At 42.1% G+C, this 23,670-nt stretch carries 17 protein-coding genes and 1 pseudogene; 7 read left to right on the forward strand and 11 right to left on the reverse strand.

Annotated elements, in window-relative coordinates; all coding sequences use genetic code 11:
* Positions 1–4: 4 nt before the first annotated feature.
* From KO534_RS19610 to KO534_RS19640, 7 genes are all read right to left on the reverse strand, one after another.
* Positions 5–2,956 (reverse strand): Calx-beta domain-containing protein, encoded by a 2,952-nt coding sequence (locus tag KO534_RS19610; RefSeq protein ID WP_215932404.1) that lies wholly within the window; start codon positions 2,954–2,956, stop codon positions 5–7.
* Between the two features lie 16 nt (positions 2,957–2,972).
* Positions 2,973–4,388 carry a sulfatase-like hydrolase/transferase gene (locus KO534_RS19615; RefSeq protein ID WP_215932406.1) on the reverse strand — a complete coding sequence of 472 codons (1,416 nt, stop codon included), beginning with the start codon at positions 4,386–4,388 and terminating at the stop codon, positions 2,973–2,975.
* Positions 4,385–6,100, reverse strand: coding sequence for a sodium:solute symporter family transporter (locus KO534_RS19620; RefSeq protein WP_215932409.1), 1,716 nt, complete (start codon positions 6,098–6,100; stop codon positions 4,385–4,387). The genes KO534_RS19615 and KO534_RS19620 overlap by 4 nt, the downstream gene beginning before the upstream one ends.
* A complete protein-coding gene (locus tag KO534_RS19625; RefSeq protein WP_215932411.1) occupies positions 6,097–6,741 on the reverse strand; it encodes a 2-dehydro-3-deoxy-6-phosphogalactonate aldolase in 645 nt (214 codons plus the stop codon). The genes KO534_RS19620 and KO534_RS19625 overlap by 4 nt, the downstream gene beginning before the upstream one ends.
* Entirely contained in the window at positions 6,734–7,654 is a 921-nt protein-coding gene (locus tag KO534_RS19630; protein ID WP_215932413.1) for a 2-dehydro-3-deoxygalactonokinase, read from the reverse strand. The genes KO534_RS19625 and KO534_RS19630 overlap by 8 nt, the downstream gene beginning before the upstream one ends.
* Before the next feature lie 59 nt (positions 7,655–7,713).
* Positions 7,714–10,359, reverse strand: coding sequence for a TonB-dependent receptor (locus KO534_RS19635; protein ID WP_215932416.1), 2,646 nt, complete (start codon positions 10,357–10,359; stop codon positions 7,714–7,716).
* 151 nt (positions 10,360–10,510) lie between these two features.
* Positions 10,511–11,662, reverse strand: a complete 1,152-nt coding sequence (locus KO534_RS19640) for a mandelate racemase/muconate lactonizing enzyme family protein (protein ID WP_215932418.1) — start codon at positions 11,660–11,662, stop codon at positions 10,511–10,513.
* A gap of 159 nt (positions 11,663–11,821) precedes the next feature.
* On the opposite strand from KO534_RS19640, the gene KO534_RS19645 reads away from it, so the two are divergent.
* The 3 genes from KO534_RS19645 to KO534_RS19655 all read left to right on the forward strand — a co-directional run bounded on the left by KO534_RS19645 (position 11,822) and on the right by KO534_RS19655 (position 15,362).
* Positions 11,822–13,555 (forward strand): SMP-30/gluconolactonase/LRE family protein, encoded by a 1,734-nt coding sequence (locus KO534_RS19645; protein WP_215932420.1) that lies wholly within the window; start codon positions 11,822–11,824, stop codon positions 13,553–13,555.
* Between the two features lie 12 nt (positions 13,556–13,567).
* Positions 13,568–14,332 (forward strand): SDR family NAD(P)-dependent oxidoreductase, encoded by a 765-nt coding sequence (locus tag KO534_RS19650; RefSeq protein WP_215932422.1) that lies wholly within the window; start codon positions 13,568–13,570, stop codon positions 14,330–14,332.
* Between the two features lie 217 nt (positions 14,333–14,549).
* Positions 14,550–15,362 (forward strand): hypothetical protein, encoded by an 813-nt coding sequence (locus KO534_RS19655; RefSeq protein WP_215932424.1) that lies wholly within the window; start codon positions 14,550–14,552, stop codon positions 15,360–15,362.
* A 575-nt stretch (positions 15,363–15,937) separates the two neighbouring features.
* On the opposite strand, the gene KO534_RS19660 is transcribed toward KO534_RS19655, so the two are convergent.
* From KO534_RS19660 to KO534_RS19670, 3 genes are all read right to left on the reverse strand, one after another.
* A complete protein-coding gene (locus KO534_RS19660) occupies positions 15,938–16,939 on the reverse strand; it encodes a sugar phosphate isomerase/epimerase family protein (RefSeq protein WP_215932426.1) in 1,002 nt (333 codons plus the stop codon).
* A gap of 216 nt (positions 16,940–17,155) precedes the next feature.
* Positions 17,156–18,406 (reverse strand): AGE family epimerase/isomerase, encoded by a 1,251-nt coding sequence (locus KO534_RS19665; RefSeq protein WP_215932428.1) that lies wholly within the window; start codon positions 18,404–18,406, stop codon positions 17,156–17,158.
* Entirely contained in the window at positions 18,399–19,580 is a 1,182-nt protein-coding gene (locus tag KO534_RS19670) for a glycoside hydrolase family 130 protein (RefSeq protein WP_215932430.1), read from the reverse strand. Before KO534_RS19670 ends, KO534_RS19665 begins: the two co-directional genes overlap by 8 nt.
* 723 nt (positions 19,581–20,303) lie before the next feature.
* On the opposite strand from KO534_RS19670, the gene KO534_RS19675 reads away from it, so the two are divergent.
* Positions 20,304–21,305, forward strand: a complete 1,002-nt coding sequence (locus tag KO534_RS19675; protein WP_215932433.1) for a LacI family DNA-binding transcriptional regulator — start codon at positions 20,304–20,306, stop codon at positions 21,303–21,305.
* Between the two features lie 87 nt (positions 21,306–21,392).
* A complete protein-coding gene (locus KO534_RS19680; RefSeq protein ID WP_215932435.1) occupies positions 21,393–22,622 on the forward strand; it encodes an AGE family epimerase/isomerase in 1,230 nt (409 codons plus the stop codon).
* 5 nt (positions 22,623–22,627) lie between these two features.
* Here KO534_RS19680 and KO534_RS19685 read toward each other — a convergent pair.
* Positions 22,628–22,786: pseudogene (locus tag KO534_RS19685) on the reverse strand (integrase core domain-containing protein); the annotation flags it as partial.
* A gap of 63 nt (positions 22,787–22,849) precedes the next feature.
* Between KO534_RS19685 and KO534_RS19690 the strand changes: the two are divergent.
* On the forward strand, positions 22,850–23,137 hold the full coding sequence (locus KO534_RS19690; protein WP_215932437.1) for a transposase: 288 nt from the start codon (positions 22,850–22,852) through the stop codon (positions 23,135–23,137).
* 44 nt (positions 23,138–23,181) lie between these two features.
* Positions 23,182–23,565 (forward strand): IS3 family transposase, encoded by a 384-nt coding sequence (locus KO534_RS19695; protein ID WP_215932439.1) that lies wholly within the window; start codon positions 23,182–23,184, stop codon positions 23,563–23,565.
* Positions 23,566–23,670 lie beyond the last annotated feature (105 nt).

Genomic DNA, 23,670 nt, shown 5'->3' on the forward strand with positions numbered 1-23,670 from the left:
TTTATTACTCGTTACTGCCCGACGCTATCCAGCGAACTGCATCTGCCACTACTATTTCATTGGTACCTGCGTTGCTAATAGTGATGGTGGTTGCTTCGTCTTCAGCAAGCTGAAATCCATCCAGCAACACCCAACTCCCGCCATCCTCTAATTGGTTAACAGTAAATTGCGTGCTGCCGCTAGCCGTGGTAACAGTGACAGGGACATTCGAAGCACGATTGCTGGTGCTGTTATAGTAAACATACGCCAGATAAACCCCAGCTTTTGGCGCTGTCCAAGCATAGTCGACACTAAGCGCACCTTTAGGTTTGTCACGATCATGCAAATAATCATTACCAATGCGATCACTGGAGAAACTGCTGGTGTTCCAATCTCCATTCACAGTGACCTTAGGATCAGTATTATCAATAGTGGTGCCGGTATCTTGAAAACGGATAGCATCTGCAATCACAAATCCAGCAGAAGAGTCGTTGCTAATGGTGACAGATGTACTGCCATCATTAAGAAAACTGTACTGCCCCAGTTCAAACCAATCTTTCCCGTCAGTCATATCCACCAGCACTGTGTCTGATCCATTTGCATGGTTGATGGTCACAGGTACATCAACCGCTCTGTCGTTACCGTCTGCAAAAAAGACCGCCACCTGCCAATCATTTGCTGAGGGTAAATTAGGCCGATAAGTCACAGATTTAGTGCCCTTATCCCTTTTCTTATCATGAAAATAATTTTCACCTATTCGATCAGAAGAAAAAGAGCTAGTGGCCCAGTCACCGATAATGTCGGCAGATGCCACTTCTGTGTTATCCACCACCACCTCAAAGGGTTTCTCATCATCAGCAATTTTTAACGTGCTGATAGGGCTACCCACGTAATAATCCTCACTTGGTAACAACGCGACAGTCACAAAATCTTTAGGATCCACATTAGGATCATCCAGCACCGTCAGTTGCACGGGTACCACTTCTTGCCCTGCTGTAAACGTCACATTAGTGGGGCCAGCAATATAATCAATCCCCTGTACTGCGGGTCCTGAATATTGCAGGTTAACGGTTAACTCCGCAGAAAGATCACCGCTGCGACGTATTTCAACGGCACCTGACTGATTTGGCTCCGCCAATTCAGAAACCGGATAAACCCCTACCCAATTGGCCACTTTGTCGCCATCGTCATGCACGCGTATAACGGCGCGGCTATTAGCGGTGAGTTGATAGTCTGGTGAGAGTCCAACTTCTAAGGCCACCTCTTCGGTCACTTCACCCTCAGTGTCATCCATAGGTATCACTCTTACCATAGACGTGCGTTGACCAGGGGCAAAATTGACATGCATAGGGAAAGACCGTACGTCTTCTCCCAGCTTGGCAGAACTGCGATTCACTAAAGGCACAGTCAGTGCGCTAGACACATCACCTGCTCGTACCACTCTAAATAATCCCATAGGGCGGCCTGTACATTCAGCGGCAGTGTTCCTGACATTTTCACATATATCAGGGGTCATAGCAGTCAGCGACACTTTTGCGCTCGCTGGACTTTCCTCCACCCAATATTCAATCGACATGGAAGGTAAAGTGATAGACACGGTATTACCATTCACTGTGCCTAAATATTCATCACGAACATCCACATCATATCGGTGACCACTAAATTGACCTTGGGTATCGCTAATATCGATCTCAAAGGTAAAAGGCTCTGCGCCTCGGTTGGTCAAAGCGAAGACTTTTTGTCCTTGTGGTGTTATCCAAGCCATGATCCGTTGGTCAAGGCGAACCGTATCTTCCTCTACTTCAAATCTTACTGAATTCCATGGCATATAACGCAAAAAGCCGGCCATTGCATGAAAGTTGGTGGTCAGATAATCGTAGTGGTGCTGCTTAATATGTGCGTATTTTTCGAAATTATCATCGTCACCCGGTCGCCATAACCCCAAGCCATATCCTTCAGATTCAGAATTATAACTGGGCTTGAGTGCATGCAACCAATACCAAGTTGGCGAGTCAACAAAGGTCATCCAGTTCATAATAGATTGCGCGGTATTGATCATTCTTGGAATACTGGTTTTGCCGTCTAGGTATTCATATTCATTGTTATAAACAGGCTTACCATGGGCGTCACTGTTGAATAAATCTGCCTGATTGATTTGCAGATTGGAGTTAGCGCCAATACGGTGATGACTCCAACCATCCACAAGCTCTAACATTGACGGATCATCATGAAATAACTGCACACGAGAGCTGTGCTGACCATGCCCACTGTCTGCATGGATCCAGATATTCGGGTTATATTCTCTTACTGCCGTGGCAGTGGCTTTATAAGCATCACGATAACGCACCCCATCATTCTCATAAAACGCATTTGAATAGCGATTATTATTGGTGAAGGGCTCATTTTGAATGCTCCAGCGGATCATCGGAATACCGCCGTCTTCAAAATGTTTGATATCTTTGACTACTGCTGTGGCAAAGTCAGCATAATTAATTTCGTTGTCAATTGTGCCGCCAATGTAATCACCATTTTCTTTCCAAAAGGGCGGCGGAGACCAATACTCAGCCGACGCCCCTTCCATGCCAGAATCCATAATGGTGGAACGTAATTCTTCTAATTGTCCCGGATAACGCTCGGCCAGGTTTTTTTCATCATAGGTCAGACCTCGATAATAAAGACCCATGGCGACTCGCGCATAGCGAAAACCCTGCAACAAATCATTGTTAAAACGCTCACGCTCAGATTTGATTAAATCATGGGGAATACCGGTTTGCTGCTCAGGTAAACCATTGTTACCTGAGCCTATGCTATCGGATTGCAGTTCAACCCCTAGGCCCAAGATGGTCTGTTTGGTTGCTTCAGGTTGCAGCGTATATTCCGCTGCCAATATATTGGTTGTGGAATATAGTAATGCGACACAAGAGCTCAAAACGGCACGTTTTGATATGCTTCTCCTGCATGGTTTCTGGGTTTTCATCTCACTCTCTCCGGAATTATTGTAGGGTACCAAGGTCTAGTCGAGCACGTTTCAGCTGCTCAGCATAATGCGCAAGCAGTGTTTTGTTTTGACCAGTTATGGCGAGATTTTTCAGTTCATAGGGATCATTTTTAACGTCGTACAACTCTATAAACTCAGGTTGCTTAGCCGTGTTATCAATGAAAGTTTCGATATATAAATATTGCTCATCCCTGATGGCAAAAAAGCTCCTAGGCACCAACTGAGGAGTCGGTGATTCATAGTAAAAAGCGTTTCTCCATTTGCTTTTTTCAGCGCCCAGCAAAGGTGTTAGCGAGCGCCCATCTAGCCGGTAATTAACAGACACTCCGGCTAAATCAAGAATAAAAGGAGCCATATCGGTGTTTATCACCAATTCATCACGCACACTCGGCTCAATGCCTTTACCTGATATAAATAGTGGCACCTGCATAGATGCCTTGTATGCCAATACTTTACTGGTTAAGCCATGTTCGCCGAGAAACCAGCCGTTGTCAGACATAAAGATCACTATGGTATTATCAGACAAACCAAGAATATCGAGTTTATTGAGTAGACGGCCTATTTCTTTGTCCATGTCTGTAACGGCTGCGTAATAATCATGAATATGCGCCCGTAGTTTGTTTTCATCTTTGTAGCCATAAACATCCATAGCGCGGGTATAACTTCTTGAATGTTTTAAATAAGGAGGTTTTCCGGTGGCTCGGTGATCAGGAGGATAAGAAACGGGTAAAGGCACGGTATCTTGATCATAATACGCCATGGCCTGTTCTGTAGCAGGCCAGGAGAACTTATCATCCATATGTGGCACTTGCGTGTTGTACCAGAGAAAAAAGGGGGATTTTTTCTTTGACGCTTGCTCAATAAAATCCACTGAGCGGTCTACCGACCAAGTTTCAATAAATCCTGGATAAATTTTATGTTGGCCATTTTCTATTACCTCTCGTCCATACCAGGGACCATTACTATGAAAGATATCAGCCACATCAAAGCCCAGCTCCTTTGGCTCATTGCCTAAATGCCATTTACCGGTTACAGCAGTTTGATAACCTGCTTTTTTAAGGGCGCTAACAAAAGAAGGATTGCCTGGCCGAATAGGTGTGTCGCCATAGGTAGTCACACCGTGGGATGACGGATAACGCCCTGTTAAAATAGTCGCCCTGCTAGGGCTGCACACTGCTAATACACTAAAGGCATTATTAAACACCCTTGCCTTTTTGGCTAATGCGTCCAAGTTTGGTGTATGAATTTTTTCATCCACTATTCCTAGCGTGTCAGCTCTGAGATCGTCGGCGAAAATAAACACAATATTAGGCTGAGTATGTTTATCTTGCTGCATCACTTTATGTGTTGTTGACTGCGCCACACAACTCAGCATCGGTAATATCAGTAGTATTGAGTTAAGTATTTTCATTTTTCACCCTCTGCTAACACTGGCTTAAATCCTGGTCGGCGCAACACCACGGTAAGCCAAGAGGCAATGATCAGCAAAATCAAGGTAAGCACGAATAAAGCGCTTTGGTTTTGCTGGTTTAGAGCCGTTAATACTGCGGTGATGGCTGCGCAAGCCCAGATTGAAATGGTAACAATAAACAAAGGTAAGTAATTATCAGCCGATACTGGCGCAGACTCTTGGTTATCTTGAGGTTGCAGTTCTAGCCAGCCTTTAGCGCGATATTCTTGTAAGTAGCCAACTAACTCTGCGATGCACAGCACAACTAAAGGAGTTACCACGCCAGCGTAAATATCCATCATTTTGCTATTGGCTTGACTCCATTGCGCCACGTTCGATAACCAACTGACATGAGCTAAACTGCCCTCAGTAGCCAAAGCAAATTTTAATATATACCCAACAATCGCTGCCGAACCTGCAGTAAACCATACAGCAGAGCCGCTGATCCGCGCACTGAATAAACCCCAAAGAGCAGGCGCAAAAAGAGGGCTGATAAACAAACTCATCATACTAAACACAACCGTTTCGGCTCCCCCTAGATAGGGAATAGCAGCCGCTAACATCACAATCACAACACCCAACACAGCCGCCGTCATTCGACCAGCCCAAAGCGCCTCTTGATCGTTAGCCTTTGGTCTAAGCCAGTGCAAATAGATATTGTCTGTTAAGACACCTGCGAAAACGTTGATTTGTGAACTCACCATACTGGCCGTGGCCGAAAACATGGCGGCGGCTACCAACCCCAGCATACCCAATGGTAATAAAGATTGACTCATCAGTATGTAAGCTTGTTCAGGGTCGGCATCAGCATTAATACTGCGGTACAGCATGGCGGGAAGCAACCAAATAGCAGGGCTAACAACGTAAAGAGCACCAAAAAGTAAGGCCGATTTTTTTGCATCTTTGCGACTGGGAACTGATAAAAACCGTTGTACAAAGGCCCATTCAGCGCCCAACATAAATAAATGGATAATCATCCAGCCAAAGAGGAAATACCATGTATAACCAGCAGACGTCCAATTCAAAAATGTCTCGGGCACTCTAGCAACAAAGTCCTGCATGCTATCCACATGATCAAATGCCAGCCATACGGTAAATAGCACAGAGATACTCAGCACAATAAACTGTAAAACATCGGTCATCAGCACTGCCCATAGCCCACCCACTATGGTGTAAATAACGATAACCAGCCCACAAATTAAGATAATGTCATTCGCACTGATGCTGTTTTCGGGCATGAGCGGATGTAAAATAGTCGACAAAGCATATAGCGCCACAGCAGAACCAATAATGCGCACGAACATCAACATCCACGTATAGTAACGCTCAGCCATTTTGCCAAAACGTATCTGAATATATTCGGCAGGCGTGGCTATTTTTAGCATTTTCCATTTTCCCGCAATGAAAAAACCTACCAGTAATGCCGCACAACCACTGGCCATGTTAATAGAAATGGCAACCAATCCATGCTTGTAGGCCAACCCTCCCCAAACAACAAATGTGCCTGCTGAGAACAAAGTCATGTAACTGCTTAAGCCAGACACCCACCAAGGCGATTCTCCACCTGCCGCGAACATATCCTTAAAGTTTTTATTTTTTTTATAAAATACAATCGCTACTGCGACCATACCTAAAATATATATGCCAAATACTATGTAATCGTATAGACTCATTGGACTTGTCCTGCTTGCCAATGTTCCATAGCCACCACCATTTGCCGCGCAGCTTGCCCAACCTGTTTAGCTGTATACCCCGGTTTATAAAGCGACCCCGCCATGCCAATGCCATTACAGCCAGCACGCATATAATCCGCGACATTTCCCGCCGACACACCACCCACCGCAATAAGCCTAATATGTGCAGGGATCACATCACGTAAAGAAGATATGCCACTTGGCCCCAAACTTCCCGCTGGAAAACACTTCAACCAGGTTGCGCCAGCTTGTATGGCAGAAAAGGCTTCACTAGGGGTTTGGTATCCTGGGAAAGCCTCAACACCCTTATCAACACAGGCTTTAATGACCGCCTGATCGGTATTGGGAGAGACACAAATTTGCCCTCCAACCTTAACGACATCATCGACATCTTGTACGCTTAACACCGTACCTGCGCCGATGACCATTTTGTCACCCATAGCTTCAATCAAGCGTTGAATACTCTCAACAGGAGAAGGTGAATTAAGCGGTACTTCCATGATCCTAATCCCCGATTCAAACAAGGCTTCACCAATAGCGACGATTTCAGACGGTTTTGAGCCGCGAATAATGCCGATAATAGGGCATTCATCAAACGCATTTTCAATAATGTTAGTCATCTCGTTCTCCGCGTAATAAATTTAGTGCATAATAACTTTGCTGTAACGCTTTTTCAGCGGACACATGGTGAGCTGCATAACCCAAATATTCCAATGCAGAGATATAGAGTTGTGCTAAAAACTCGTTACCGATAACTGGAATACTATGATCCTGATTTGAGGGTTGATTGCTGCTCATCGCATCTGCCAACTCATGACCGATAAGCAGGCCTCGGCAGTAGGAAGAAGCATCACTTTCTTCCATGTCGTTCATCAACTGCTTGGCACGCACACCAAATAAAAGTCTGGTCAATCCTTGGCCTTTACTTGTCGCATCTTTCACCCCATTCAAAAACGCATTAGACGGTGAAGAGGGATGCTGTAGCTGCCCTCGCAACACGCTATGTTTTGCCAGGCAATCATATAACTCACTGCTAAGTGCAGTATGAAAGTGTTGAATATGCTCATCTTGTGTTACCACCCATTTAGTGTGAGTACCGGGTAAACAAATTAGATTTTCCCCGCCTCGACACTCTGGCATACCTAACCAACCAAAAACTTCTAGCTCTTCACCACGCATAACTTCCGCTGAATCATAAGCAGAGCGGCATTTCAGACCCGGTACCAGAAAACACCGCATACCTGAAATTTCACTAGTGACTAAAGAGGCTGACAAATCAGCTAAACTGGCAGGACTGGTTTGATATGGCACAACCTCCCAACCTAATGCAGAACCAATCATGCCACTTGCATATACAATGCTGGCTTGCCAACGGCGCTTAATATCTAAAACCGTTGCTTCAATTTGGTGTCTTTCAATATGCCCTATTCCGGCTGAATACTTTTTAGTACCAAGCACTTGGCCATCTTGTGCAAACCAATAAGCTTGCAATTTAGTCGTTCCCCAATCGAGGGCGACAAAAGAGTCTTTCACGTTTTTCAGCCTTAATGTTTATGCGACCCTATATGCAGTAGGGTCGACAAATTCAATCACTAGAAGTTGTAACGCACACCAACTGTGTAGCGGGTGCCAGTAACAGCCCACTGCCACCTTGCATCTTCAGTACCTACGTATCGCTCTTCAGCAGAATTGAATAAATTAACTGCTTCCAAATCAACCGAAAGGTCTTCAGTGATGTTGTAGCGGAATGACGCATCAAAGGATGCGAAGGCATCAATGAAAGCAGCGGCAGCGCCAGATCCAATGGAGTCAACGAACTCATCACGCCAGTTGTAAGCCAAGCGTGCGCTTATCTTATCGTTCTCAAAATAGGTCACAATGTTGACATTATTTTCAGACAAACCAGGCAAAGGCAGTTCCTTACCTGTGCGAGAATTAACTAATGGTGTTGAACTGTCGGTGTAGGAATAGTTAACTAACATACCGAATCCATCGAATGGCTCGGGTAAAAAGGTAAAAGGTTGCTGATACGACAGTTCTATGCCTTGTACATCGCCCCCCTCACCATTGAACTGACGCTGGACAAGGAAAGGCTCTGAACCAAACCCTGGTAATATTTCACTTTCTGAAGCGGTGATAATGAAAGAATCAACATCTTTAAAAAATACCCCAACCGAAGCTGATTGCTGATCTTCACCGTACCACTCCAAAGAAAAATCTATCTGGTTAGCTCTGAATGGTTCCAAGTTTGGATTACCTGCGCTGGCTGACTGCTCTTTATCATCCACCTCTAATGCGATCGCCAAATCTCGGGTATTAGGACGCGCAACCACTTCGGAGTATCCAAAACGCACGAACAAACCATCGCTCACTTCAAGTTTGGCCACCACATTGGGCAATACATCTGAATAGTTACTTTCGATACTCTGTGGAATTAATTGAGAACCATCATCGGTGCTCAAAGTCGCAGTATTATTCACTGTGGTTTCAGTATCACTATAACGTAAACCAAAGTTACCCGATAAAGGCATATCACCAATTTCAGCAAAAAAATTAACCTTTACATAAGCAGACATAATTGTATCGTCTACTTCATAAAAACCTGCGGGGCTGCGTTGAGGGCCTTCACAGCCAGGTACATATAAATCACAAAATCCGCGACCACCAGATGTGTCTGGCACCAAAAATTGACTAGGAAAACTAATGCCGTCTGCGTCGCCCAATATCCCGCCTCTATTAACAGGTAATGCCAAACTGGCAACGCTAGAGTCAGCCGCATTAATACCAGGTCCGGGCACATTATTCAAAAAGTCTCTGCTAGAGGTGACATCAGACCAACGAGCACCAAATTCGACAGACTCAAAAAAGTCATGATCTAACCTATAGTCAAAGTCAATCTTAGCCGCAGTCTCCTCTGATTTAAAAAACCAAATACGGTCAAAACCTACAGTGTAAACATACAAACTTGGATCTTGGAAATTAACATCGGATGGTAGCGACAAGCTAGCAAAGTCCCCGTCCCTAAAATCAAAACTAGCTTCATAGGTGTCGGTTGTCTGCGCCCGCATAAACTGTTGATCTTCTGTGAGCTCAGCTTTTGAGTAAGATACCTCTGCATTCATGCCAAGGTTGTCAGATAACCAAAATTCTCCGCCGAGAGCATATTGAATAGACTCTGATTGGAATTTCGCATGTACGGCGTTACCTTGTACAACTGAATTTAAGGTTCCAGCAACCAAACTATCGTTAGCAGAAAAAACAGCTGTTCCATTGTATGCATCTAAATTCCCGGATGTAGGAACAGACAGCCAGTCACGACTATTCTGATTATCAGAGTCGGTGTAAAACACTTCAAAATACACCTTAGATGCATCACTCACTGCATATTCAGCCAGCAAATTCAGGGCCATATCGTCACGCTCATCTTGTGCCGTTTGATAACGTAAATCACCCATCCGAAAAGCCGGAATACCATCTCCATTTGGATCGGTATCAGCAATAGGCACCCAACGGCCAAAATTCCAAAACTTATCTTCTGTTGTATTACGGCTCCCCGTTATCCCACTAAGCTGAACCCCAAACGAGTCATCAGCAAAGGTATTGGAAACCATAAATGACGCTTTCCCCGTGGTATCTTCACCTAGGTCATCGTAGAGCGCGTCCACACCTATTGAGGCGTGAAAACCAGGATTAGCTAAAGGACGACGTGTCTCAACATTAATAGTACCGCCTAATGAACCATCTATTTGGTTAGCCGAAAGCTGTTTGCTTACTTCTAGAGCACTGATCACTTCTGCAGGCAAGAAACGCAGCACATCTTGATTACCACCACCGCCACTAGAATTATCGATACCCCGACCATAGGGGCTGACGAGTGTTCTACCATTGATTTCGACACGATTTTCTCTTATACCACGTATAGACACACTGGAACCTTCGCCTGCAGTACGACGGATCTGAACGCCAGACACCCTCTGCAAAGACTCAGCTACGTTGTTATCAGGTAATTTACCTATATCTTCAGCGACTATTGCATCAATGAATTGAGCAGAGTCCCGTTTTCTCGCAGCCGCATTTTCCAAACTGCTTCGTATACCTTTGACTTGAATAACTTCTACATCGTCACTCGCATCATTCTTTGATAACGCATCCTGAGCAGATGCAGTATTGGCTAAGGCAATGAGTACAGATGATGCAACTACTTGCATTTTATAAGTGCTATGAATAAATTTTTTCATGTTTTGATCCCCAATTTATTTTCACGCCCTTATAAAGTGCGTGGTGGTAATGGTGTCAACCTCGTTTTTTTACAAGGCTATAACATTTGAAACATTGTTTCAACAGAAAAGACCACAATATGGAAAAAGGTTCCATTTAATTCTTGAATTTTTAAAAGGAAGGCTTAACAGGAAACCAGTTAGGCTTTTCTGAATCAAGATATGCCCCGGAAATTTCTGCCACTTGATATTGTTCTATTTTCTCTTCGATAGGTTCGACACCTAACCCCGGCTCTTCGGGCACTGTATATGCTCCATCATTAATGGTCAGCGGATTGGCAACGATATCGCCTGCAAGATAGTCTCGCTCGGTATCGATAGAGATCGTCAGGTTTGGAATAGATGCTGCTAAATGCAGATAAGCGGCCTGAGCAATACTCATTTCGCCGCCACTATGCAATGATAAGGGGATACCTACAGCTTCAGCAATTGCTGCCGCTTTGATTGTTTGCCAGCAACCTCCAGCTTCTTGAGGATCAAGCAACAGCACATCTGCAGCTTCCATTCGGACTATATTCACTATATCTTCAAGTGTATAGGCGCTTTCATCCAGTGCAATTGGGATATGCTGGCTTTCTCGCAGTTTGGCATGACCAATTAAGTCATCTAATTGCAACGGCTGCTCAACATAGGAGAGATCGTAGTCTTTAAGTTTATAGAGCATTCTACTGGCTGTGCCTGGTGTCCAAGCACCATTCACATCGACTCGTAATTCATAATCTCCAATGGCTGTCCGAACCGCTTCTGTCACCACGATATCAGTATGTGCGTCAAACCCTATTTTAGCCTTAAATGACGTGTAGCCTTTGTCCATAAAGTATTTTGCTTTATCAGACACAGCCTGTGGTTCAGGTAAAAACAGGTAGGCAGATGCAGGGATCTGCTTGCGCCACGCGCCGCCCCACAATTTATGTAAAGGCTGTTGTAGCATCCGTCCATACGCATCCCACATAGCCATTTCCATCGCTGAGCTCGCCATCACAGCTGCACGTTTATGATGGTAATAGCCGGCACCAAGGATATGGCGGGTAAACTTTTCGACGTCGCAAACAGCATAACCTTTAGCTAGTGGCGCCACGACTTTATCGAATACCGCGAGTACAGTATCTATCAAACAGATCGACTCACCCCAGCCGACAACACCTTCATCAGTTTCAATTTTAACAATAAGACGGGTGGTGCCTATCCTACGGCCTGATGCCCATAAAATATTCTCTTTAAAAGGCATCCGGATTAGCCATCTTTTTACGTTAACTATTTTCATTTTCAATCCTTATTTATGTGAAATTACATTTACTATAAATTATATTGGACTATTATTCCAATATATGGAACCATTATTAATAGCCTATGCCCAACTTTGCTAAAGCGAGGTAATAAAGAGATAATGTCTTCAATGCACTACACAAATGGCAACAATAAGATGAAAGATGAAAGAGATGCTTGGGGAGATGCACTTGGCGTGTCTCCTTGCAACGTACAAAAAAAAGTGCCTGTACCCGGCACGCAAGCTTTATGGAAAGGCCTATCTATATTGAAAATAATTGCTGAAGCGCCTTCCTCCGTTCGTTTCAGTCAATTGATGGAATTATCTGGTCAGCCTAAAGGCACGCTTCATCGTATTCTTCAGGCTTTGATTGAATTTAGGCTTGTTAGAGTCGACGCTGAACAAACCTATACTTTAGGTACAAGATTGTTTGAAATGGCGCACAAAGTTTGGAATGACTTTGACCTGCGAGGCGCTGCAGAGCCAGAACTCATAAGGCTGCAGAAGCTTTCCAATGAAACCTCTCGTTTAGGCGTGTTTGAAGACAACAGTATTCTCATCATCGACCAAAAAGAAACCATGAACCCACTGAGATTAGAATTAGGCGTAGGTAAAAAGTTGCAACTGCATGCTAGTGCGATGGGCAAATCGATGTTAGCTCACTTGTCACCCAGTGACTTTAGCTCAGCGATGGTGAACTGCCCATTGGAACGTTTCACCGCAAATACCATTATTAATGAAGCCGAATTTATGCGGCATTTAGACCTTGTCAAAGCAAGGGGGTACGCTATTTCTGTTGAAGAACAATTTGTCGGCGTCAACTCTGTTGCCGCCCCAATTCTGGATAACGCTGGGAAACCCATCGGTTCAGTATCCATAGCCGGTGGCACCTATAGCTTAACTCAAGAGCGACTGCACAGTTTAGGTCGTGAAGTAATAGAAGCTGCAAGAAGAATTTCTGGACACGTTGGAGAGAGTTTCATGTCGATTGCCACTAAACGCCAGCCAACTAAATCGGGAAACAATAATTGGGAATGCGTTGTTGCATCAGAGTCTTTTCTTGGTGAAGGGCCCCACTGGAACGACGAGCTTCAACGCTTGGAGTGGGTAGATATTCTTGAACCTGCAGCGCACATTTCTAACCCAGAAACCGGTGAAGACAAAACCATTCATCTACCTGAAATTGTTGGAGCAATGGTACCTAGGCGACGTGGAGGTCACGTGGCGGTAACCCAGTTTGGTTACCGCACAGTAGATTTATCCACAGGTGCAATGCTACCTCTGGCAACCCCAAGCGATATAGAGGGGTGCCGCTTCAATGACGGAAAGTGCGATGCAAAAGGACGCTTCTGGGCAGGCACATTAGCACTTGATGCTTCACCGGGTAAAGGCGCGTTATATTGTTTGGAAGAAAACGGTAAGCTAACCAAAGTATTGTCTGATTTACACATATCCAATGGTATTGGGTGGAATGCAGACTCTACCAAGATGTATTTGACTGACTCAGGCGAAAAAACCATCTACGTTTTTGACTTTGAGCTATCGTCAGGCCTCTTATCAAATAGGCAAGTTTTTGCTCAACTTCGTGATGAGGAGGGCTCTCCAGACGGATTGACCGTGGACATGGAAGGCGGTGTATGGAGTGCCATATGGGATGGTTGGCGAGTGGTAAGGTTTGACCAATATGGGGTCATAGACCGAGTGATTGACCTACCTGTTCCCAGACCAACAAGTTGCGCTTTTGGCGGCAAAGATCTATCTACCCTATATATTACCTCCGCACGAATTAGGCTGTCATCAGAAGCGCTTTCGGAATCACCTTTATCAGGATCGGTATTTGCGGTTGAAACAGGTATCAAAGGTGTGCCTATTAATTCATTTGCGGGTTGAGGAAATGAGAATATGACAACCACTTATTCTGATCTAAAAGATAAAACGGTACTCGTTTCTGGGGGGGCCGGTGGCATAGGCGCTGCTATTGTGAAGCATTTTTGTCAACAAAGCGCAGTCGTCGCTTTTCTTGATGTTAATCATCAGGCCAGCCAACAACTTGCTCAAACTGTATATGAAGAAACAGGGGTGACTCCGATTTTCCAGATATGCGATCTTCGTGATAGCCAAAAAACGAGGATGGCAGTCAACAAATTAATAGAACAATGTGGTGAATTTAACGTTCTAGTGAATAACGCTGGGCACGACGAAGCTCATTCGCTCGGTTCAGTAACCCCTGAATACTGGGATGATAGAGTCGCTGTTAATTTGAAACATCAATATTTTTTAACTCAACAAGTTGCGACAAGTATGCAAGCCAAACAACAGGGAGCTATCATAAATCTTGGCTCTATTTCGTGGATGATGGGCGCGGAAGGCGTATCAGTCTATACCACCATGAAGTCTGCTGTTATGGGAATGACCAAGTCGTTAGCACGAGAATTAGGACACGACAACATTAGAGTCAACTCAATAGCACCTGGCTGGGTTTTAACCGAACGTCAACTTGAAAAAGCTAGCCAATATCCGCAGAAACTCAAAAGCTATCTTGATAGACAATGCCTCAAAACTCACTTACAACCCAAAGACATTGCCAAATTATGCCTATGGCTTGCATCAGATGAAAGTTGCAGACTTACAGGGCAAACAATTAATTATGACGGCGGAGTAATCTAACATAATAGTGGCTGTACCAGCATATGTTGATACAGCTTTAACTATTTCTAATGTAGAATTAGTGTCTTAATAAACTGTCGTATAGTATCCCAATTATAGGAGTTTAATCGCTTTCTTTCTCGCTGAATCGCATATTTTGAACCTAGATTAAGCCTAGGTCCACGCTACCTCATAATACATGGCTGTCAACACCTAACCATTTGTAGAAAGGGCATAAATGAAGTCAACCATGGTAAAAAAACTATTTTTTGTGTCGGCAATTCTGCTTTGTTGTTCTAAAGCATTTGCAGAACCAGTCAATAAACAATTCGATAAATCTTATGCGTCTTTAATCGATGCCAACTTGGCCTTTTTTATTAAACACGGCTGGGATAAGGACTTAGGTGTGTTCTATTCTGAATTAGATAATCAAGGCAAACGCGTATCTGAAAAGATACACACAGTAGCACTTGGTCGTTTAATTTATGCTTTGGCTTATGCTTCACAATACAATCAAGAATATTTGAGTGTTGCTAAGCGAGCGGCAAGTTTTCAACTAGATAATCTTATTGCCAACGAAACTGGCGTTGGCCACTACTTTTTACCCACATATGAATCAGGTAAAGTAGCGCATGTAAAATCTTTGGATATTTGGCAACAAACTTACGGCATGACTGGATTAGTTGAATTATATCGCCAGACGCAAGATGAGAAACTATTAGCAAAAATACATGAGTTGCATAAAAGCTATGTAAAACGTTTTCAAGATCCACTTGAGCAGGGTTTTGTTATGAACTACGATTTAGAGCATTCCGTAAGATTTAAAGAGAAGAGTTTTCAGTCTGTTATTTATCCTCTATCAGGTTACTTAATTAATTTATGGGAAGCCGATCGCGAACATCGTGATCTTTATGAACAAGTTCTGCAAGATCATGCATCTTTGGCAGCCAAATATTTATGGTCTGAGCAGTTAGGCTGGCCTAACATTTCTTTTTCAAAAAACTGGAAGCCTTGCGTGGTGCAAGATGGTGCTCAATGTCCCGATGTCTAACCAGGACACAGTTTTCAGCTTGCTGCGACCTTATTTAGAGCATCAAAATGGGAGTTTATTTCTGCTAAGGAGCGTGAGAATTACGACACTTTAGCAAAAACAATTATAAGACAAACCATCAACAAACCTATCTGGGACAACAACACTAGCCAGGGTTTCTTTCGTTCATTTAATCCTTATACGAATAACGTTTCATCAAACCAAAAATCATGGTGGCAACATCATGAAGCAATCGCGGCATTGGCCAACGCAGGTCGTGACTAAGTTTGTCTAACCAATCAAATAGAAAATTTTTATGTTGAGTCATTTGTCGATAGGATGAATGGTGGTGAGTACTTTTTTCTAAATGAAGATGGAACGCCTAATAAAACTGAAAATAAAGGTAGCAAGGGAAAGTCTTCTTTTCACTTGGTCGAGATGGTAAGGCTGTCATCACCCACTAAGCAGACAAGGTTAGCGAGCAGCTGTAATTAATAGCAATCTTTACCTTTTAGACAATAGGCGTAAATAGAAATACTGAAGATACGATTCAATCAAAAAATAATTGATTGAATCGTATCGAATATGCAAAATTCCTAAATTAAAGTGCTCTCTAATGCTTTTTTAGCATAGGCAATTGTCGCTTCCGAGCCTTCTTGCTCAGTTAAACGACTGCCCTCAAATTCTGCGCTGTAATAGCCACTAAATCCAGCATTTTCAAATATTTTAAAAAATCGTTTATAATCCAATGTTATTTCTCGTCCTTGATTATCAAAATCATGCGCTTTAACACTGACGCCTCTAGTGTATGGCGCCAAGTCCATTAGCCCTTGTACTCGGTCATAGCGTCTCTCTGGTTTATGATCCCAGCCACCCATGAAAAAGTTATCCAGATCTGAAAACAACCCTAGATTTTTATGGTTGGTTTGCTCCATAAGCATGGCAAGCCAAGCACCATTGTTAGATGCATAACCGTGGTTTTCCACTAACAGTTCAATATTCAATGCTTGTGCTCGAGTTGCTAACTTATCAAGCGATTCTGCGCATTGATTCAACTGTTGTAAGTAAGTTCCGTCTCCGTATGCATTGACCCTCAGCTGTTTACAACCTAGATAAGCTGCAGTCTCTAACCAAGGAATATGTGCATCAATCGATGCTTGTCTTTGTTTAGGGGAACTCGCCCCTAATGAACCGGTCTCGTCGCACATTAATACTTGAAACTGTACACTATTGTCCGTAGCCCTCGATTTAAAGTCATCTAACCATGGCTTATCCATAGCATGTCCAAAAAATAATACATTCACAAGGTCAATCGATTCCAATCCTAGCTGTCTTGTTACTTTTGCGATATCACGAGGATCTAAACTACCGAGCAAAACATCGTCGGGTCGACTATGAAGTACTTTCTTAAATTTTTCGTAATCCGCTTTACTGTCACCGAGAATAGATTGATGAAAGGACCACTGCGAGAGGGAGATACGCTTATTCACAGATGTGTCAATAGCCGGTTTATCTTTAGCTCTGGCAAATACATGACTTGAACTGAGTGCAATGGGTGCAATAGCAGCGTTTTTTAAAAAATGTCTTCGTGTAATCATAATTTTTTCCATCATTGTTTTGTCAATCGCGACTTAATCGTTAATTGGTTGGACTGATTGCCTGTAAATAAACCGGTTGGGGAACTATCACGGATGTTCCTTCTTGAGCTAGATGAACTGAAGCGCTTATAGCAAACGCAACTATGGAATTTGAATGCTGATGTAATGAAATTATCAAACGCCAATAATGGGAAACTTACAATGACAAGTAAAACACTAATTAACCACAGCACGGTGAGTTCTCCCCTGATAAGCCCCTACTACTCTCAACATTTCTGCAGTTTCCATCATTGCTCTCCCGTTGTGATAAGGACCTTTCCAAAATCCCGCTTTGTACATACTCTTGCCAAAGTGCTGCTCTCTCTTAGGTTTCCAAGACCATTCTCCATTCTCTGAATCAATATGTTGTTGTTGAGTAAAATTCCATATTTTTTCACTTGCGTTATAAAATTTTGTTTCTCCACTTAGTTGAAAGGCATTCATAAAGCCAACTAGAGATTCAGCCTGAACCCACCATTCACTTTCAAAATGTTTCCTGCTGTCTGAAAAAGTATATTTGTCACAAACTTGACCTAGATCACCTATGGATTGCTCCAAGCATATCTCAGCCATTTTAATGACAAAGGGCTTATATTTATTCTTTAGTGATTCTCTTTCCAATGCATTTAAAGCGTCCCAAACCAACCAACTGCACTCAATATCATGCCCATATGAAAAACTATCAGACATATCCTTCCAATCAAAATCCTGAAATAAACGCAGGTGAAATGTTCGATTATCAATGATTTTATTGCAAATAAGTGAGACCAAATTTCGTAACGCTAATCCAACGCGATGTTCTTTACTTGCGCGATATAGAGCAGTATAAGCTTCCAAAATATGGATATGGGTGTTCATACTCTTAGGAAGGTTTTTATCTTTTTCACTTAGTCTTACATCGTTCAGTGGTTGCCAAGCTCCACCGAAGGCTTCTAAGTACCCTCCATAATTTTGGTCCACTGTTTTATCTTCAATTAAGTCAAAATAACTTAAGGCTTTATCAAGTGCAGTTTGATCTTTAGTGCATTGAAAATAGGCAGCTAAACCAAAAACAGAGAATGCTTGTGCATATGTCTGCTTTTTGTCTGACAATGTATTGCCTTTATAATCTAACTCCCATTTGACCCCACCGTGCTTTTTATCGTCAAAAAAATTAAGCAAAAACTGATAAGCACGTTTAGCCATTTCTAAATAAGTGTCATCTGAATAATGTCTAGCAGACTCGCTAAAGAACCAAAGAATACGAGTATTCAATATTATCCCTTTGTTAGCTCCCTCAATTGGTTGATTGTTATTATCAACTTCTCCAAAAAAACCACCATTGCTGTGATCGATACTATTGTTTAGCCACCAATTGGCAATATCATGGCATTCTTGATCTAAATACTCATGGGCGAAAGGGTGAATTGTGGTATCACAATTATTCACTTTCGCGCTCCTGATAATACAAATTTTTACTTATTAGTTCATTGATGGTTTTCACTGAACATGCTGACGAGAATCCATCTTCCGGAGTGTTTATCACGTAATCAACAAGCTGCTCGATTGAACTTGTTGCTACATGCATCCTAGTGTCAGAGGACGCATAATAGATATTGACTTCTTCATTTTCATTGACAGTCCAGCCATTGGAAAAGACTACGTTAGATACATCTCCGACTCTTTCATTACCTTCAGGAGCAATAAAGTGTCCGCCAGGTCGATGAGTAACAATCCATGGTCGTTTCAACTCGGTCATGAACATATAAAGAACATAACGTAAACCCGCTGCAGTATTTCTTACGCCATGAGCTAAATTCAACCAACCTTTTGGGGTCTTTATAGGCGCCGGACCTTGGCCATTCTTTACTTCTTTAATTGTGTGGTAGATTTTTCCATCAACAATCACTTCTTCTTTAATTTCTGGGTTAAACATCGAATCTGTCAAACCCCATCCAATTCCTCCTCCACTTCCAACATTGATAAATCCATCTTGAGGGCGGGTATATAAAGCATATTTTCCGTCTATAAATTCGGGGTGAAGTACCACGTTACGTTGCTGTCCAGTGTATGTGATTAGGTCCGGTAAACGTTCCCATATATCTAAATCTTTGGTTCGAGCAATACCACATTGAGCTTCAGCAGCCGAGAGATCATTAGGTAAAGAGTGATCTTTCCTTTCAGTACAAAATAAGCCATAGATCCATCCATCCTCATGCTGAACTAATCTCATATCATAGATATTAGTATCCGGGTTCTTAGTTTCTGGCATTGACATTGGTCGCTGCCAAAATTTAAAGTTATCTACACCACTACTGCTTTCTGCAACTGCGAAAAATGACTTTCGATCATTTCCCTCAACCCTTACTACCAAGTAATATTTTTGATTTAAATAAATGGCTCCCGAATTAAATGTGGCGTTAATTCCTAATCTTTCCATACACAGCGGATTTGTTCTTTCATCAAAATCATAACGCCACAATATTGGAATATGCGCTTGAGTTATAATTGGATTATTCCATCGTTGATAGATTCCATTAGTACTATCCTGCTCTGAATTCTGCTTTCTTAACAAGTCTTCTTGGTTAGCTAGCAAACTATCTATTTTTTGTGAATATTTCATCTATGCCTCATTGAATCATCTGTTCTTATTGGCGCACTTTACTTTTTCAAATAAAGTAAAAACCCAACAAACCGATTTTGAAAATCTATTTCTTTCTACTGATTGTTTTCATATCTTCGGGGTAGTCTTCCATTTTATTCCACCAATTTACTTTTGAGAAAATTGAAGCAACAATCACTACCCTCAAAGAAATGGTCATAGGTAAATATTGTTGTATTACTAGAAAAATCGGCGCCGCTATAAGACCTCAATGCCATACAAAACCAACAAATACATTAGTAGAATCTCTTGCAAAGTTTTGATTGGGCATTACATCAGGATTGTTTCTTTGGCACTCAATAAGTAGGGGGTTCCAGAAACCCCATGGCCGAGTCTTGAGATAAAAGTTATTTAAAACATCCATGTCATCTACTTCAGTCAACAATGATCTAAAGACACAAGCCAAGAGGCAAATAATTATGAGGTCTAGCAACGATAAAATCATAGACTATTCTCTATTCGTCCAGTCATCAGATTACACGCCAAGCGATCCAAATTGTAAAACTGCGATCAGCATTTGTAACCGGTTACTAACATTTTATTAATAATGAAATATATGTAACCGGTTATCAAGCTTTATTTTGTAGGCATGTAAAAGAATGGAGCCAAATGAATGTAAATTGTTTCAAAATAATGTTAAAAATAGAGAAAATTCAAATGTGTCTGACGAAAAGTAGGTAACGCATGTCAACAATTCGAGATGTTTCTAAAGCAGCTGAAGTATCTATTGCTACAGTCTCGAGAGCAATAAGTCACCCTGAAAAGGTATCTAAATCTACTCTTAAAAAGGTAAATGCAGCTATTAAGAAACTACAATATAGACCCAATATGCTATCTCAAAGTTTTAGAAACAAGACGGCAAATTGTATTGTTGTTTTGGTTCCAGATATTGCTAACCTCTTTTTTACGACCGTTATTAAGGGAATAGAAGAAGTAGCGCAAAAACGAGGAGTTAATGTGTTGTTAGGCGATACAAGAGATTCCTCTGGTCGAGAACTTGACTACATTAAACTGGTTGAGACAAAACAGGCTGATGGCATAATTCAACTTAGGCCATACACCAAAGATGATTCAGCTCTGCCCATTGATTTCGTTTCGGCAGTTAATGCGAGTGGATGTGAAAACACACCTTATCCATCAGTTAGAATAGACAATGTCTCTGCTGCGGAGGAAGTTGTCAATTACTTGATATCAATCGGTCACAAACGCATTGGAGTAATTTCAGGACTCGTTAAAAACCCTCATTCAATTGACAGGTTACGTGGCTATAAGCGAGCGCTAAAAAGGGCAGGAATAGAGTTTGATGACAGAATTGTGACTGAAGGTGACTTCTCATTTTGGTCGGGAATGAACGCTTCTGAATTTTTCTGTAGGATACCAGTTGAACAAAGGCCCACAGCAGTTTTTTGTATGAACGACGAAATGGCAATAGGCGCTATTAAAGGATTTAAGAGCAAGGGAGTATCTATACCTAGAGATTTATCTATTACTGGTTTTGATGATTTGGAGTTTTCTAAATATTGTGATCCAGCTTTAACAACCGTGTCTCAGCCAGCAGAGATGATAGGAAAAAAATCAGCTGAACTGCTATTCCAAATTATTGACGGTGAGTCCCCTAGTCAATCAGAGTATGTTTTGCCAATCGAATTTATTATCCGAAAGAGCACTTCAGTTCCACAACCTTAGTAACTACAAAAGAATCAATCCAAATGGGTTGAACTTTAAAATGTAACGGGTTACATTTTATGTGCAATTGTTTTTGGATGATATTCTGTGGAAGTACGATTAGATTTAGAAAAGCATGTAGATCGTTTAGAGTCTTGGGTTAAAGATAAAGCTATACCATTGTGGACTAACTGTGGCATAAACCCACAAAATGGTTCGGTATACGAACAACTATGTGGAGATGGATTTCCAGATCACCACGCGAATATGCGTTCTCGAGTTCAATCTAGACAAATTTTCGTGTTTTCATGTGCTCAAATAATGGGTTGGTCACATGACAAGAATATGACTGTCGATAAGATCCAACATTTCTTGGATAAACACGCGAGAACTGCACCAAATAGCGTAGGCTATGCGCACCTTTTGGATCCAAATGGACGAGTGCTAGAGCAAAAGAAAGATACCTATGATTTTGCGTTTTTCTTATTGGCTAGCGCGTATCAGTTTAAAGCTTTCGGAAAATCAACCGAGTTGAAACTAGCAGATCAATATTTAGAACATATTGAATCGAAATTTAAAGGGAAATTTGGTGGCTGGCAAGAGGGGGACTACCCCTCTGAATTTCGAAGGCAAAATCCGCACATGCACTTGTTTGAGGCTTTTTTAACTTGGTTTGATATTTCAAAAGATCCCAAGTGGTTGGCAAAGGCAGGGCAAGTTTTTACCTTATTTGAAAGTTGTTTTTTCGATCATGACGTTGGTGTAGTGCGAGAGCATTTTGAACAAGATTGGACCTTGGCATGTAGACCAATGGGGAATATTATCGAGCCAGGGCATATGTTTGAATGGGTATGGTTACTCAGATGGTATCAAAAATTAACGGGAACCGATGTTTCGGGTTACTGCAATACTTTATTTGACAAAGCCATAAAAATTGGTTTATTTGAAGATACCTGTTTGGTTTTTGATCAAGTTGAACACGATGGTCAAGTCATTAAGTCGAGTAAACGTTTGTGGCCAATTACTGAACTTATTAAAGCGAGTATTGCTCAAGCTGAAGCAAATAGAGAACAAGCACAAGAATACGAATTACTCGCAAGTAAGGGTATCCAAACCTTGTTTGATTTTTATTTTTGTATGTCTCAGTCCACAGCTATTGAGGGCCCAACCGCAAATTCAGCGATTTATGATGGACGTTATATAGACCAACTTGATGAAGAAAATAATATTGCTGTAAACCTTACACCTGCCAGTACACTATATCATATTGTTATGGCTACAATTGTGGGGATACATTATGTGAAGAGTGAGCAAAATTCCCCTCCTAGAATAAGTTGACGGTTTTAAGCCGGCATTTTTTGCTGGCTTTTCATTATATGCACTTCGCTAGGTGTTTTCATATCTAAACTCAAGTGCGGCCTCATTTCGTTGTAAGTACTTATTGATTCCCTGACCAATGTTTGTAGCTCATCAAGTGTATTGCATTAATAGAGTAAGAATTCTGTTGTGGTTGAATTAGCCGGACACTTCAATAAAGGATAAAATCCAATTATTGAGGTGTCAAAATGACTAAACGTACTAACAAACAATATCCAAACGATTTTAAGCAAGAAGCGGGTTCACTGGTGATTGAGCAAGGTTACTCAGTTGTTGAGGCCGCCGCGTCATTGAATATAACGGATAAGCTACTTTATAACTGGGTAGCTAAGTTCAAACAGCAAAATGAAGATTCTGCGTTATCGACAGATGAGCGTGCTGAACTCATTCAACTGAGGAAAGATAAAAAACGCCTAGAAATGGAACGCGAAATATTAAAAAAGGCTTCAGCGTTTTTTGCAAAGGAAATGAAGTAAAGTATTCATTTATAACAAGTTTAGGTAAACAGTACCCGGTTGCAATGTCATATAAAGTGATGCGAGTAAGCAAGTCAGCTTACTATGCTTGGCGCAAGCGCCCAGCGATATTAATAAGCGCAGAAACGCTTAACATGCATCGCATGGCCAAAGCTCTATTTAAAGCAAGTAGAGAAAGTTTGGGGAGCCGTGAGCTTGGGAAAAAACTTCGCAAAGAAGGCTTTAAAATAACTCGACATCGTGTCATTAACTTGATGAAACGACTTGGCTTAATAGTTAAGCAGCGCGTGGCTTACAAAGTGACAACGAAGCGCAAGCATAGCGATGCTGTTGCTGACAATTTGTTAAACATGAATTTTAACCCGACCGGGCCAAACCAAGTGTGGGCCGGAGATGTGAGCTATCGTGTGCTCGGAGTTCAGCACTAGCAAGGAATGCTTAAATGAACCACGAGTCTATTTGAAATTCATAAATAAAATGGCAGGAGCTAGCTTGTTTATGGCGTTATCTGGTTGTGCAGGTAGCAGAGTCTG

The sequence above is a fragment of the Paraglaciecola arctica genome, assembly GCF_018861065.1.
Taxonomy (GTDB): Bacteria; Pseudomonadota; Gammaproteobacteria; order Enterobacterales; family Alteromonadaceae; genus Paraglaciecola; species Paraglaciecola arctica_B.